The 14,045-nt window shown below is 32.1% G+C and carries 14 protein-coding genes; 7 read left to right on the forward strand and 7 right to left on the reverse strand.

What is annotated here, in order from left to right:
* Nucleotides 1-66 precede the first annotated feature (66 nt).
* Genes E0F98_RS04030 through E0F98_RS04045 form a run of 4 tightly spaced genes read right to left on the reverse strand, consistent with a single transcriptional unit; the run spans nt 67 to nt 4,833 of the window.
* Nucleotides 67-1,059, reverse strand: a complete 993-nt coding sequence (locus tag E0F98_RS04030; RefSeq protein ID WP_132109297.1) for a class III extradiol ring-cleavage dioxygenase family protein — start codon at nt 1,057-1,059, stop codon at nt 67-69.
* Nucleotides 1,060-1,068: 9 nt separating this feature from the next.
* The gene (locus tag E0F98_RS04035) at nt 1,069-2,748 is read right to left on the reverse strand and encodes a DUF6909 family protein (RefSeq protein WP_132109298.1); all 1,680 of its coding nucleotides are present in this window, start codon (nt 2,746-2,748) and stop codon (nt 1,069-1,071) included.
* 35 nt (nt 2,749-2,783) lie between these two features.
* Nucleotides 2,784-4,283, reverse strand: coding sequence for a GH3 auxin-responsive promoter family protein (locus E0F98_RS04040; RefSeq protein ID WP_132109299.1), 1,500 nt, complete (start codon nt 4,281-4,283; stop codon nt 2,784-2,786).
* Nucleotides 4,284-4,317: 34 nt separating this feature from the next.
* The gene (locus E0F98_RS04045; RefSeq protein WP_132109300.1) at nt 4,318-4,833 is read right to left on the reverse strand and encodes a peptidase; all 516 of its coding nucleotides are present in this window, start codon (nt 4,831-4,833) and stop codon (nt 4,318-4,320) included.
* Between the two features lie 214 nt (nt 4,834-5,047).
* Between E0F98_RS04045 and tatA the strand changes: the two genes are divergently transcribed.
* On the forward strand, nt 5,048-5,230 hold the full coding sequence (gene tatA, locus E0F98_RS04050; protein ID WP_074720351.1) for a twin-arginine translocase TatA/TatE family subunit: 183 nt from the start codon (nt 5,048-5,050) through the stop codon (nt 5,228-5,230).
* Nucleotides 5,231-5,410: 180 nt separating this feature from the next.
* Complete coding sequence (locus E0F98_RS04055) at nt 5,411-6,019, forward strand: porin family protein (RefSeq protein ID WP_132109301.1); 609 nt, start codon at nt 5,411-5,413, stop codon at nt 6,017-6,019.
* A gap of 75 nt (nt 6,020-6,094) precedes the next feature.
* Here E0F98_RS04055 and E0F98_RS04060 read toward each other — a convergent pair whose 3' ends face one another.
* Nucleotides 6,095-8,218 carry a Tex family protein gene (locus tag E0F98_RS04060; RefSeq protein WP_132109302.1) on the reverse strand — a complete coding sequence of 708 codons (2,124 nt, stop codon included), beginning with the start codon at nt 8,216-8,218 and terminating at the stop codon, nt 6,095-6,097.
* Between the two features lie 54 nt (nt 8,219-8,272).
* On the opposite strand from E0F98_RS04060, the gene E0F98_RS04065 reads away from it, so the two are divergent.
* Nucleotides 8,273-8,557, forward strand: coding sequence for a DUF1294 domain-containing protein (locus E0F98_RS04065; protein WP_132109303.1), 285 nt, complete (start codon nt 8,273-8,275; stop codon nt 8,555-8,557).
* A 98-nt stretch (nt 8,558-8,655) separates the two neighbouring features.
* On the opposite strand, the gene rpiB is transcribed toward E0F98_RS04065, so the two are convergent.
* Nucleotides 8,656-9,087 carry a ribose 5-phosphate isomerase B gene (gene rpiB, locus E0F98_RS04070; protein WP_132109304.1) on the reverse strand — a complete coding sequence of 144 codons (432 nt, stop codon included), beginning with the start codon at nt 9,085-9,087 and terminating at the stop codon, nt 8,656-8,658.
* Nucleotides 9,088-9,782: 695 nt separating this feature from the next.
* The gene (locus tag E0F98_RS04075; protein WP_132109305.1) at nt 9,783-10,022 is read right to left on the reverse strand and encodes a DUF2007 domain-containing protein; all 240 of its coding nucleotides are present in this window, start codon (nt 10,020-10,022) and stop codon (nt 9,783-9,785) included.
* A gap of 119 nt (nt 10,023-10,141) precedes the next feature.
* Here E0F98_RS04075 and rnr point away from each other — a divergent pair, with 119 nt between their 5' ends.
* The 4 genes from rnr to E0F98_RS04095 all read left to right on the forward strand — a co-directional run.
* The gene (gene rnr / locus E0F98_RS04080; RefSeq protein ID WP_132109306.1) at nt 10,142-12,334 is read left to right on the forward strand and encodes a ribonuclease R; all 2,193 of its coding nucleotides are present in this window, start codon (nt 10,142-10,144) and stop codon (nt 12,332-12,334) included.
* Between the two features lie 10 nt (nt 12,335-12,344).
* The gene (locus E0F98_RS04085; RefSeq protein WP_132109307.1) at nt 12,345-13,013 is read left to right on the forward strand and encodes a head GIN domain-containing protein; all 669 of its coding nucleotides are present in this window, start codon (nt 12,345-12,347) and stop codon (nt 13,011-13,013) included.
* Between the two features lie 19 nt (nt 13,014-13,032).
* Nucleotides 13,033-13,710, forward strand: a complete 678-nt coding sequence (locus E0F98_RS04090; protein WP_132109308.1) for a LysE family translocator — start codon at nt 13,033-13,035, stop codon at nt 13,708-13,710.
* A 79-nt stretch (nt 13,711-13,789) separates the two neighbouring features.
* On the forward strand, nt 13,790-14,045 hold a 256-nt coding region (locus E0F98_RS04095), incomplete at its 3' end, for a helix-turn-helix domain-containing protein (RefSeq protein WP_132109309.1).

The raw sequence follows: 14,045 nt of genomic DNA on the forward strand, positions 1-14,045 counted from the left end.
AAAAAATCATTTGTATTCTTACAATTTTCAGCTTCTTCGAAGTTGCAAAATATTTTTTATTCGAAGCTAATTATTAGCCATTTCTTGTTGTCTAATGGACTGTTTCTTATAAAATAAAACAAACAACCGAATGAAAACAAATAATGAAATTAATAATAAGGGAAGAACTAATTTCATTTTCCCATTGATTAATTTATTGTTTTTAATATTCAAAATTATAGCGTTGTCATTGATGACTTTTCTAGAATTAAACAAATCAATCTTTAAGACTCCCAAAACATTTACCAATGAATCTTTTGTCTTAATAATGTTATTTAGCTGCGTATTTTCATTGTAATAAATGAGTTTATCGCTGTTTTGCGCGTTTCCAGCTCTATTAGAAAATGAATTTACAATTCCATCGATTTGTACAATTGTAGTTTCCTTTTCCTTGATTTTTTGTTCAATATTACCAACTGAAATCTTTTGTATTTTTTTGAAATAGCTATTACTGTTCAAATAATTCAATATTGGATCCACAACGTTATTTTGGCTTGTTACTCCATTTGTAGAAAGAATAATAGTATGATAATTGTAATTTTTTCCGGTCGTAGTTTCTTTAACGATTGTTTTTAAATCACCGTTTTGAGCCAATAACTCCAAAAGTTCAAAGTTTTGCTCATTACTGCTTATTAATTTATAAACATCAACAATGGGTTCAATTGAAATTTTGGTTAGTTGTGATGGGTCTTTAATACCGATAGATTTCAAGAACTGAACGTCTTTTTCTGAAATTTTAGAAGCCAATAAATCAATTTTGGAATACAAATAGTCTGTTGACTGAAAATTTGGCGCTACTATAATTTGATGATCGTATTTTTTTTGATTTTTATCCAAATAATATCCTAACCCAAATCCGATAACTAATAAGATTACAATAAGTACCCCATTTTTTATAAAAAAATGAATGCATCTAAATATAAATGCATTCAATTCTTGAAAAAGACTTCCTATTTTTTTTGAAATTTGAACCAAATCAATTTCTTGATTTTCGTGATTTTGGGGTACGTTTGTACTCATCCTAAATTGCTATTTTACGTTGAAAATCTGCTCCAATATTTTTATGGTAATCAAATAAGTAGGCTTTACACCCGTTGTTCCCAGTCCGCCTGAAGCTAAAGTACTTCCAGTTTCCAAAGGATTATCTGATGCATAATAAGCATATCTCACTTTGACATCTTGGGGAACACTTTTTCTGATTTTAGAGGCTGATTGAATGGCTTTTTGGTAGTAAGAACCTTCCATCTCTAAACCTATTACACCCCAAGTGGATTCATGGAAAAACTTTAATAAATCCTTGTTTTGCAATGATGTTCCAAGAACTGTAACCATTGGTCCAGCAAAAACTTCGATTCCATTCCCCACAAACATATCAGCAGTTAATTCATTATGGAAAAAATAATTATCCGCAGTTCCCTCATTGATATGGGCATTTGGAATCATGATATCTCCTTTGCCACCTTCTAGAATTCCCGCTTTTCCCATTATAGAAACCGATTCTACATTCAGTAAAATATCTTTTTTGAACGGTTTTAATAACTCGTCAATTGTTTCATAGGCTTGCTCACCAAATGCGTAATCCATTACGATCAGCACCGGTTTTTTATCTCCTAAATTAGCTGTTGGAAAGGATGAGTTTGCCCAATTAATTTTGGCTGTGTCAAAAATTTGGACATCTATATTAGTTCCAGAAGTGTCTGGTATCGAAATCATTCCTTGTTTTAAAGCTACTTCTTCAACTTTGCTACGCACCTCATGGGCTCCAGATCTACTCAATTCTTCATAAATGAAGAAATCTGATTTATCCTTAAACTTGGTTTTTAATACAGTCGTGGCAAAAATAGAATTCATTACACTGTGCATATTGGCACTAATAACGTGAATTGGTCGGTCTAAGAGTCCATTCTCTTTCAAGACTTCCTTGATGCTTGTAGCCCATTTTTCACCATGAATATGATGTCCTAAACGCTCACGCAAAATAGGACTGAAAGTGATGGTTCTCTTATTATTATCGGTAATTTCTTCAATAGCTAATTTTCCCAACCAGAAAATCACATGTAAAAAACGATCCGGTGCAGCATCTGATCCAAATGCATCATAGATATCTAAAACTTCTTCAAATGTTCTTCCTAGGACATTGGCTGCGTGCGAAATTGCTTTCTCTTTTTCGATAAGAGGCAATTTTTTATTTTGAGAAACTGCCTGTTGCAGTTTCATCCAATCACGAGATACTTCACCAGAATCATCAAGCAAAACTCGATTTCGTATTTTATGTGATTCAATAAAAATAAAGGTCAAATGCGTCAAAATATCGTATATATCTGAACGACCTCTTGTAATCTCCACATTCATTTGTTCTTCGTCGATCCGGTAACAATTTCTTTTCCTTTTTGGAGGAACTATAGCCTGAAAATGAGACCTAGAATAGCCTTCATCAGAAGTAAGGTTAATAAATCTACATTCTTCAATTCCTAGAGGAAGTCGTTCAATAACGTACAAAAGTCCATTTAATTCTACTTTTTCTTCAGCGATATTCCCATATATTTCTGGGCGAAGTGTTAATAATGCTTCACGCAAGGTATCTCCAGAAATTCCCATTGGTTTGTAAAAACCTCTGTTAAACAAATGGCGCATTGTAATGTACATTTTCTCAATGGCTGCCGATGATTCTTGTGCACGCGATCGAGATATATTTTTAGTTTCTTTCATTTTTTTATTTTTTGTAACCAACGAATATAATTCTTTTATTTTATGTTTAATACATCAACTATTGTTCTGTTATCTGAAAGTCGGGGGATTTTATTCTGACCTCCTAATTTCCCTATCGATTTCATATAATCTTGAAAACCATTTTTTGCCACTTTTGTGATTACCGCTTTCTGCAGAATATTGCCTACAATCAAGTCGTCATAATATATATTTTGCTTTCTCATTGCATGATCTAGCGCTTCCTTAAAAGCAGCTTCGTCTTCTGGTTCATTTTCAAATTCAATGAACCATTCGTGATAAGGCAAGCCTTCTAACGGACTTATTTGCGGAGCAACAGTAAACTCATTTACCCTTGCCTTTGTTCCTTCCATCGCTTCTTTTAAGGCAAATTCTACTTCCTTACCAATCACGTGTTCTCCAAAAGCAGAAATGTAATGCTTAATTCTTCCAGAAACGATAATTCGATACGGTTTTAAGGAAGTAAACTGCACGGTATCCCCAATATTATATCCCCAAAGTCCAGCATTTGTAGAAATTATCAAAACATAATTAACGCCTAATTCTACTTCTCCGATGGTATATCGCCTTGGTCCCAAGCCTTCGGCATCAGAATAAAATTCATCGCTTTTGATAAATTCATAAAATATTCCTGCATTTAAAAGCAGCAACATTCCTTTCTCCTTCTGCGAATCCTGATAGGCAAAAAATCCCTCCGAAGCTGGAAATAACTCAATACTATCCACTTTTCGACCTATTAGATTTTCAAACTTGGCTCTGTAGGGTTCGTAGTTTACACCTCCATAAATAAATAAATTAAAGTTTTTGAAAATTTCACCTACGGTCTTGCCTCCTTTTTGCTGCAAACGCTCAAAATACATTTGAACCCAAGATGGAATTCCTGAAATTACAGTCATGTTTTTATCGAATGTCTCTTCGACAATGGCATCAATTTTAGTTTCCCAATCTTCGATACAATTAGTAGCCAAAGTGGGCATTCTATTTTTCTGCAAATACTTTGGAACAAAATGCGCTACAATTCCTGAAAGTCGGCCAAATTGTATTCCGTGTTTTTCTTCTAAAATTGGGCTTCCTTGCAGAAAAATCATTTTTCCGTCCACAAAATCCGCCTTGCCAGTTTCATGAATGTACAGTAGAATGGCATTTCGAGCTGCTTCAATATGATATGGCATCGATTCCTTAGTAAGCGGAATGTATTTTGCTCCAGAAGTTGTTCCTGATGTTTTGGCAAAATAAAGTGGTTTTCCTTTCCAAAGAATATTCTCTTCTCCTTTGACCACTTTTTCAATATAGGGTTTTAAGTCCTCGTAATCCCTAACTGGAACTTGTTTTGCAAAATCCTCAAAAGTTTTTATTTGGTCAAAATGATGATCCATTCCAAATTGTGTCTTCTTCGCCTCTTTGATTAACGATTTAAAAACAGCTTGTTGACTCTCAACGGGATTACTTGCCCAAGCTTGGGTTTTCTTATATATTTTTTTTGCAAACAGTTTTGCTGCGGCTGATTTTACTGACATAATTTTTGGGTTTTGCCCTAACGGCACAATGCTTTTATTTTTTAGAGTTTGTAGTCTTCCCTTTGGTAGCGGTTTGTTGGGAATTTTTCTCTTCTTTAGCGACTTGTTCTCTTAATTCCAATTCTTCTTCTGATGCCGATAACTTTACTTGTGGAACCACTTCCTCACTCGTGGCAAGTATCGAATCTTTGTTGAATTTTGCATATTCTAATTCGCCATTAAGAACCTTTTGAATAGATTGAATATAGGCCTCGTTTTTCTTCAATGCAATGGTTAATGAATCTGATTTTAAGGCTAATTCAGTAGCATCTCTTTTTAATTTCGAAGAGGAATATCCCGGAATAAATTCTCTTAATGGGGTAAAAGCAATAATAAAAGTAGTGACAGAGATTAAAAATATAGCTCCAATAGTCGCAACAACAAAAACATTCATTAAATTTAATTTTAAAGAAAATATTTCTTCAAAGGAATCCTCATTCAAAATAACCAATCGGTTTTTAGTGAATAATTTACTGTGAAGTTTTTTCCTTTTCAATCTTTTTCCTGACATACTTTTTCTTTATCTTACAAATATAATAATTAATGTCGACCAAAGGGCCTTGGTTAGTTACTTCGACTTAAATCCTGGAAATGATTTTCTTTTAATACACTTTTAACTATAACTCATTTAAATAATTGAACTAAATTGAATTCTTATTAAGTTATTCTATTTACCTTTGTCCCAAGATTTATTACAAATTTGCTTCGGCATAAACTATTCAATCATGGGAAGATTTGGTGTTACAGAGATCCTTGTTATATTAGCAGTTGTTTTATTACTTTTTGGAGGTAAGAAAATTCCAGAATTAATGAAAGGATTAGGAAGCGGAATTAAAGAATTCAAAAATGCCGCTAAAGAAGAGCCTTCAGCTGATAAGAAAGACGAAACTGAAAACGAAAAAAAATAAAAAAAGTCCCGACATAATCGGGACTTTTTTTATGACTTTAAATAATCATCGTCAACTGAATACATCAAATATTCAATTAAAATAAGCTGATGATTTTATACTAATGATTTTTCTTATTTTATATTTTATTTGGAAGATACTTATTACATTTACTTTATAAATATTAACTCAAATATAAATATGAAAAAGATTTTATTGTCATTAGTGGCGTTGGCTACTTTTGGATTTGTCAATGCTCAATCTAGAGACAAAGGAACTATCGAAATTACACCCAAAATTGGGATTTCTAGTTTTGCTGAACAAAACGAAGAAAACTTTACTAATTCTAATTCAGGAGTAGAATTAGGTGTCACAGTTGATTACTATTTTAACAACAGATGGAGCTTAAGATCAGGATTAGTTGCTGACAAAATGGGAGGTAAATACCGTGATGGTCAAAGCTTTTTATATGAGGATCAATTAAATTATTTAAGTATTCCAATTAATGCCAACTGGCACTTTGGAAGTACGCGCAAATGGAATTTAAATTTTGGATTAAGTCCTTCCTTTTTAACCAGCGCAAAGTTTAATGCAAACGGAACTACCATAAAATTACCAAAAAACGCTCTTGAATCCTTCCAGCTAGGTTTTAGTTATGGAATTGGATACAAAATTGAAATTACCGAAAAATTTGGTCTTCTAATTGACGCTCAGTTCTTCAACGGTCTAACAAATATTAATAAAGCTACTGATGAGCGTATTCTTAATGCAGGTTATAGCTTCAACTTAGGTGGCGTTATTCAGCTATAAAAAATATAAACAAATCAAATTACTAAAAAACCAGTTTCACATTATTTGAAACTGGTTTTCTTTAATATAATTCTTTTAAATAATCATCGTCAACTGAATCCTTTTTCTATCCTCATCGACTTCTGTCACTTTAACTTCTACATGTTGGTGTAGCCTCACAACTTCATTTACGTCGCTTACAAAGCCTGCTTTGAGCTGCGAGATATGAACTAAACCACTTTCTTTTACTCCAATATCTACAAAACAACCAAAATTAGTAATGTTGTTGACAATTCCTGGGACAATCATTCCTGATTTTACGTCCTTAATCGATTTTACATTGGGGTCAAATTCAAAAACCTTTGCCGACTTCCTTGGGTCTAACCCTGGTTTTTCAAGCTCTTTAATGATGTCTTTTAAGGTTAGTAAACCTATTTCTGGAGTGATGTAATTCTCTGGTTTTATTAAAGCTGTTTTTTCTTTATTAGCAATTAAATCATTAACGGTCAATTTTAAATCTTTGGCCATTTTCTCAACAATTCCGTAGGCTTCTGGATGAACAGCCGAATTATCCAACGGATTTTTAGCATTCGAAATTCTAATAAAAGCTGCACCTTGTTGGTACGCTTTTTCGCCTAAACGAGGTACTTTTTTCAGTTGCTTTCTATTTTCGAAAGGGCCGTTTTCTGAACGATAGTTTACAATGTTTTCGGCAAGCTTCTCTCCTATTCCACTCACATAACTTAGCAAATGTTTACTAGCCGTGTTGATATTTATTCCAACGGAATTCACGCAACGAATTACCGTATTATCCAATTCTTCTTTTAATTTTGTTTGATCTACATCGTGCTGGTATTGGCCTACGCCAATAGCTTTTGGATCAATTTTTACCAATTCAGCTAGAGGATCACTTAAACGTCGCCCGATAGAAACCGAACCACGAACAGTAACATCGAAATTAGGGAATTCCTCACGGGCAATTTTAGAAGCGGAATATACAGAAGCACCTGCCTCCGAAACGATAAAAACTTGGACCGGCTTATCAAAAGCTATTTTCTTGATAAAAAATTCAGTTTCGCGGGAAGCAGTTCCGTTTCCTATCGAAATGGCATCAATTTGATAAGAATTCACCATCGAACGAATTTTTTTCATTGCCATAGCACTTTCGTTTTGAGGCGCATGCGGATAAATCGTTTCATTGTACAATAAATCCCCTTTTTCGTCCAAACAAACGATTTTACAACCAGAGCGAAATCCTGGATCAATTGCCAAAATACGTTTTTCGCCCAAAGGTGGCGCCAATAATAATTGTCCCAAATTATTAGCAAAAACCTGAATCGAATTAGCATCAGCCTTTGCCTTTGCTTCCTGCAAAGCTTCATTAGAAATGGCAGGATTCAACAAGCGCTTATAACTGTCTTCAATAGCAAGCTGTACATGTGGAGTCGATTTATTTTGCCCTTTTAAAACTAATGCATCAATAATATCATAGGCTTCATCTAGGTCCACTTCGACTTTAAACTTAATAAAACCTTCATTTTCGGCGCGTAAAATGGCCATTAATCGATGTGAAGGCGCTTTAGTTAGCGGTTCTGACCAATCAAAATATTGATTGAATTTTTGAGCCGCTTCCTCGTCTTTTTTTGTTTTTACAACTTTGGTTGTGATCGTAGCTTTACGTTCGTACAATCGTCTCAATTGCTTTCGAACATAGCTATTTTCGTTAATCCATTCGGCTACAATATCTCGCGCTCCTTGAAGCGCTGCATCTTTATTTATGACAGTATCATTTATATATTTTGTCGATATAAAATCGACATCATCATTGTTTTGTGCCATGATGATTTTGGCCAAAGGTTCTAATCCGTTTTCACGAGCCACATCAGCTTTGGTTTTCTTCTTCTTTTTATACGGCAAGTAGAAATCTTCTAACTCTTGAAGGTCGAAACTTTTATCAATTTTAGCAAACAAAGTTTCGTTCATCGCGCCTTGCTCCATAATTGATTTTAAAATGGCTTCTTTGCGTTTTACTACAACTTCGTACTCTTTTTGCAGCTTTGCGATATTTTCGATTTGTACTTCGTCAAGGTTTCCCGTAGTGTCTTTTCGATACCTAGAAATAAACGGAATCGTACAATCTTCTTGTAATAATTGAACTGTTTTTTGAATGTTGATTGCTGCCGTGGCAACGAACTTGGATATGAATTGTATGTTAGTCATTTTAGTTTTTTTCGAACAGCTAAAATAATATCTTTGAAACTTAAATTAAGTTAAATGATTGTTTTATTCTACTGTTTTTTGATTGTTAATGTAATTGCTTTTATACTAATAGGCTATGATAAATATTTAGCAAAAGCCAAAAAAAGAAGAGTGTCAGAAAAAACACTTTTAGCTTTAGTTTTGATTGGAGGAACAATAGGTTCAGGACTTGCAATGCTATTTTTTAGACATAAAACGGCAAAAAGAAGTTATCTAATGAAGTTTTGGGGAATTATTTTATTACAAATAGTAGTTTTTTACTTTTTGTATCGTTATGATTTTATAGTAATAAAACGTTAATTCGGTCACTAAAAAAATAAAAAATCGCCTAAATATCATTGAAATATTTACGCGATTTTTATAAGATTCTTAGATGTGATACATCTATATTTCAAAAATTAGCAATAAGCAATTTTATTCACTCTATTTTGGTGTCTTCCACCTTCAAATTCTGTGTTTAAAAAAGTTTCCACCATTTCTAGTGCTTGTGGAATAGAAGTATAACGAGCAGGAATACTTATAATATTAGCATCATTGTGTTGACGAGCTAAAGCCGCAATCTCTTTCATCCAGCATAAAGCAGCACGTACTTTCGAATGTTTGTTAGCACTCATTGCAATTCCATTTCCGCTTCCGCAAATAATAATTCCAAAATCAACTTTTCCTTCTGCTACATCAGTTGCAACCGGATGTGCAAAATCAGGATAATCTACACTATCACTAGAATCAGTACCGTAATTAGTTACTTCGTACCCTTTTGCTTTAAGCATGTCAACAATGGCTTTTTTATATTCTGGACCTGCATGGTCATTTCCAATTGCTATTTTCATTATTTATATATTAAGTTGTGTGCTGCAAATTTACCAAAAACAATTTTGTATATCTAAAGTCTGGAATTCTTTATTTTTAAAAAATTAAAACGAAGCTAAGACTCATGTTTAATCCAACTGTAATGCTCAGATTTTGAGTAAGTTTGGCAGTTATCAACAATTATCATTATTTCATAAAACATTGATAATCAATAAATAATTTTAAATTATTTTGTTAAAAAATAGCATTGTTAATAGTAGAACTCAATCACTTGATATTCAGTTAACTTTAAATTAACATTGATTGTTGATAACTTGAGATAGAATATTAGAACTATATTTTTGTAGTATGGAAAAAATAAGTAATCAAAAACCCACATTAGAAATCCTAATTTACTTTCATGAATTTTTAGAATACTTATCAATACTTAAAACTAGTTTATCAACAAATTTTAAAGAAATACTTATTTACAAATTCAAATGATTTTAGTTTATCAACCATTGTTAATTAAAATCTAAAATCTCTTTAGAACTAGATATTTAAGTAAATATAACATTGTTGATAACTCCGAATAAACTACTAAAACTTGGTTCCAATACTTTTTTTCAAATATTTATAGCCACTATTAACAAGCTATAATACCCATTAATAAATAATTTAAATTTAATTTTTCTTTTTGTTGTATTATATATGTGTTGACAACTTTAAAGAAAAATTAAACAATTTTTAAATTGTTATCGTACTTCATTTCCTGTAAAATTGCTGTTACGCTAGAAATGTCATTTGGATGAATTTTAAGTTTGATTCCGCCAAGAGCAGTTGAATACATGGGAACAATCGATGACATCAATTCATTCTGAAAATAATACTGTAAACCCTCCTGATCTAATCGATGTTTTAGAATTTCTATTTCATGGATGTAATCGAAAATGGCTATGGTGATAAATGCTTCCATTTTTTATTGTTTTAATAAAGATACAACTATTCTGTAAAGTTATATTTTCTTTAAATCTGTCTCTTTTTCTTCATAACTGCCTAACTATTTCGTAATTTTCGACTTTTAAGAAAAGATTTATGAGTAAAAGATTAAGAAAGCCGATAAAAAAAGAGAAAGATTTCTCTGAAAAAATTATAAAAATATTATCGCAAAGTGCTAATAAAGCATTCAATTATAAACAAATAGGAGCCAAGCTAGAGCTCGACGATACCCAAAGTAGGAACCAAATTATAAAGGATTTAAAGATACTTGCTAGCCAAAGTAAAATAATTGAATCAGAGCCTGGAAAATATTTAATCAAAGCTGAAAGTAAAGAGTACTACGAAGGTAAGATTGATATGACAGGTAGAAAAACTGCCTATTTTGTATGTGCTGAATTAGAGGAAGATGTTTTCATTCCTACCAACAACTTAAACCATGCCTTAGACAAAGATTTAGTAAAGGTATATGTTTATAACCGCAGAAAAGGGAAAAGACCTGAAGGTGAGGTTATTGAAGTTATCGAAAGAAATAAAACTGACTTTGTAGGAGTAATTGATATTCAGAAGAACTTTTCTTTTGTCTCTACAGCCAATCCAAAAATGTATACTGATATTTTTATTCCAAAGGATAAAATAGGAGAGGCAGAGCAAGGAGATGTAGTTTTGGTTCATATCGAAGACTGGCCTTCTAGAGCTGATAGTCCTTTTGGTAAAGTAATAAAAGTTTTAGGAAAACCAGGAGAACACGATACCGAGATTCACGCTATTCTTGCTGAATACGGTTTGCCATCTGAGTTTCCGATTGAAGTGGAAACCTTTGCTCAAAAAATTGATACTTCGATTCAAGAAAGTGAAATTGCAAAACGTCGCGATATGCGTGATACCTTGACTTTTACTATTGATCCAAAAGATGCTAAAGATTTTGATGATGCTTTATCATTCAAAAAATTAGAAAATGGAAACTATGAAATAGGTATTCATATTGCCGATGTTTCCTATTATCTCGAGGAAGGAACTATTTTAGATGATGAAGCTTATCAAAGAGCAACTTCTGTTTATTTAGTTGATAGGGTAGTACCCATGTTACCAGAAGTGCTGTCTAATTTTGCTTGTTCTTTGCGTCCCAATGAAGAAAAATATACTTTTTCGGCAGTTTTTGAGATCACTGATAAATGTGAGGTTGTAAATGAATGGTTTGGAAGAACAGTAATGTATTCGGATCAACGTTTTGCTTACGAAGAAGCACAATATATCATAGAAACCAAAGACAATACAATTCCTGAGGAAATTTCCATTACAGGAAGTTCTTATGTAGTTTCTGATGAGATTGTAGCTGCTACTTTAAAAATGGATGAATTAGCTAAGATTTTTAGAAGAAAAAGAATGAATGATGGAGCGATTTCTTTCGATAAAGTTGAAGTAAAATTCAATTTAAATCAAGAAGGCGAACCAGAAGGCGTTTACTTTAAAGTTTCGAAAGATGCCAATCATTTGATTGAAGAATTTATGCTTTTGGCCAATAAAAAAGTAGCTGAATTTATTGGAAAACAAAAGAAAACCTTTATTTATAGAATTCACGATGAGCCTAATGCTGACAAATTAGTAGCCTTACAAACCGTTATTGCAAAATTTGGTTATAAAATTGATTTGAGAAGTAAAGACGATATTTCGAAATCGTTGAATAGTTTATTGAGTGAAGTTGTAGGTAAAAAAGAACAAAATTTAGTAGATACTTTAACCATTAGAACAATGAGTAAAGCCAAATATTCTACTGATAACATAGGTCACTACGGACTAGCATTCGATTATTATTCACATTTTACATCACCTATTCGTCGTTATCCTGACGTTATGGTACACCGTTTGCTACAGCATTATTTAGACGGCGGAAAATCAGTAGATGAAGAAACTTATGAAACTAAATGTTTGCATTCTTCGTCAATGGAAGGATTAGCAACCAGTGCCGAAAGAGATTCTATTAAATACATGCAAGTGAAATACATGCAAGATCATAAAGATCAAGAATTCTTGGGTGTAATTTCTGGTGTTACAGAATGGGGAATTTTCGTCGAAATTATTGAAAACAAATGTGAAGGTATGGTACGTATTCGTGATATAAAAGACGATTATTATACTTTTGATGATAAACAATATGCATTAGTAGGTGCGACTTCTCAAAAATTATTGCAATTAGGGGACGAGATTTACGTTAAGGTTAAAAATGCTGATTTAGTAAAAAAACAACTGGATTTTAATTTTATTAGAAGAATTGAAGAAGCAGTTAAATAAAAAATAAATTATGAAAAAAGTAGTGTTGGTATTATTTGTACTTGTTGCTCAAACAACATTTGCACAAGTCACTAAAAACTTAGGTGATTTTAATACCGTTAAAGTTTATGACAAACTAAATGTTGTATTAATTGCGTCTTCAGAAAACAAAGTAGTTATTTCTGGAGGTAGAGAACAAGAAGTGGAGGCCGTTAATAAAAATGGAGAATTAAAATTAAGAATGCCATTTCCAAAATTATTGTCAGGAAATGATATTTCTATCAAATTATATTATAAAAATATTGATGGAATTGCAGCTAGTGAAGGTTCTTATATTTCTAGTGAGGAAACTTTTGAAGCTACGATTATGGATTTAAATGCAAGAGAAGGAGCAGAGATTCATTTAAATCTAGATGTTGATAAAGTAAATGTAAAAGCGGTTACAGGAGGAATAATTGAATTATCAGGGAAAGCTTTAAATCAAGATGTCGTACTTATGTCTGGCGGGGTTTTGAATTCTAAAGATTTACATACTTCACAAACGACTATAAGCGTTGCTGCGGGAGGAAATGCCGAAATACACGCTACAACCCTTGTTGATGCAAAAGTTAAAGCAGGAGGCTCGATTTACATTTATGGAAGTCCAAAGCAAATCAATAAAGAAACATTGTTTGGTGGTACTATTATAGAAAAAAAATAATCTATAGTTATAAATTTTAATGATAAACGATATTTTATCCGGAATTCCTTGGGGAATTTTCTTAAGTTTTATGATTGGTCCTGTTTTCTTTATCTTACTTGAAACGAGTATTATTAAAGGATTCAGGGCTGCAATAGTGTTTGATTTAGGAGTTATTTTAGGAGATATTGTTTTTATAGGTATTGCTTATCTAGGGAGTTACAGGTTAATTCAATCACTAAAAGACAAACCCGCTCTTTTTATATTTGGAGGTATAATAATGTTGGCTTATGGAATTATTTCTTTTATTAGTTTACGAAAAGAACAGAAGGTTGATACTAAGAAAATCGATAGCGAAATCATTAGAAAAGATTATTTCAGTCTTTTTATTAAGGGATTTTTCTTGAATATTATTAACATTGGAGTATTGGGTTTTTGGTTAGCAATAATCATTTCAGTTGGACCAAAATTAGACATGCAAAACTCTAGAATGTTTACTTTTTTTAGTGCAGTAATTATCAGTTATTTGTTAGTAGATTGTTTTAAAATACTATTAGCTAAACAGTTAAAATCTAAAATGACTCCAGAAAATATCCTTAAAATTAAGAAAGGAATTAGTATTGTTTTAATGGTTTTTGGATTGGTTTTAATAACTCAAGGCTGGTTTCCAAAAGAAAAAGAAATGGTTAAAAATGCATTTCAAAAAATAGAAGAATAATTTATTTTGTTTAGGATATTTATAAACCGCTCAATTTACACTGCCCCCAAAAAGTTAGACACTATTTGGGGGCATTTTTATGGAAAGAAAAGTTAAGTACAGTTATGAATTTAAACTTCGCTGTGTAAATGAAGTTTTAAAAAAAAATCAATCAATAACTTCTATATCTAAAGAAAATGGCATAGGAAAAACCAGCCTTAAAGATTGGATTAGGTGTTATCATGAATTTGGAATTGAAGGTCTTTTACCAATACAAAAAAACAAAAATTATAGTGAAGCCTTTAAGTTAAAAGTTCTAAAAACGATTGAAAGTAAGTCATTATCTTTGAGTAAAG

This window comes from Flavobacterium hiemivividum, assembly GCF_004349145.1.
In the GTDB taxonomy this organism is placed as follows: Bacteria; Bacteroidota; Bacteroidia; order Flavobacteriales; family Flavobacteriaceae; genus Flavobacterium; species Flavobacterium hiemivividum.

What these genes read in the sequence shown, in the direction of transcription:
- E0F98_RS04040 (WP_132109299.1), bottom strand. Translation starts at nt 4,283, where the DNA reads ATGTCAGTAAAATCAGCCGCAGCAAAACTGTTTGCAAAAAAAATATAT.
- E0F98_RS04055 (WP_132109301.1), top strand. Translation starts at nt 5,411, where the DNA reads ATGAAAAAGATTTTATTGTCATTAGTGGCGTTGGCTACTTTTGGATTT.
- E0F98_RS04075 (WP_132109305.1), bottom strand. Translation starts at nt 10,022, where the DNA reads ATGGAAGCATTTATCACCATAGCCATTTTCGATTACATCCATGAAATA.
- tatA (WP_074720351.1), top strand. Translation starts at nt 5,048, where the DNA reads ATGGGAAGATTTGGTGTTACAGAGATCCTTGTTATATTAGCAGTTGTT.
- E0F98_RS04065 (WP_132109303.1), top strand. Translation starts at nt 8,273, where the DNA reads ATGATTGTTTTATTCTACTGTTTTTTGATTGTTAATGTAATTGCTTTT.
- E0F98_RS04030 (WP_132109297.1), bottom strand. Translation starts at nt 1,059, where the DNA reads ATGAGTACAAACGTACCCCAAAATCACGAAAATCAAGAAATTGATTTG.
- E0F98_RS04060 (WP_132109302.1), bottom strand. Translation starts at nt 8,218, where the DNA reads ATGACTAACATACAATTCATATCCAAGTTCGTTGCCACGGCAGCAATC.
- E0F98_RS04045 (WP_132109300.1), bottom strand. Translation starts at nt 4,833, where the DNA reads ATGTCAGGAAAAAGATTGAAAAGGAAAAAACTTCACAGTAAATTATTC.
- rnr (WP_132109306.1), top strand. Translation starts at nt 10,142, where the DNA reads ATGAGTAAAAGATTAAGAAAGCCGATAAAAAAAGAGAAAGATTTCTCT.
- E0F98_RS04035 (WP_132109298.1), bottom strand. Translation starts at nt 2,748, where the DNA reads ATGAAAGAAACTAAAAATATATCTCGATCGCGTGCACAAGAATCATCG.
- E0F98_RS04085 (WP_132109307.1), top strand. Translation starts at nt 12,345, where the DNA reads ATGAAAAAAGTAGTGTTGGTATTATTTGTACTTGTTGCTCAAACAACA.
- rpiB (WP_132109304.1), bottom strand. Translation starts at nt 9,087, where the DNA reads ATGAAAATAGCAATTGGAAATGACCATGCAGGTCCAGAATATAAAAAA.
- E0F98_RS04090 (WP_132109308.1), top strand. Translation starts at nt 13,033, where the DNA reads ATGATAAACGATATTTTATCCGGAATTCCTTGGGGAATTTTCTTAAGT.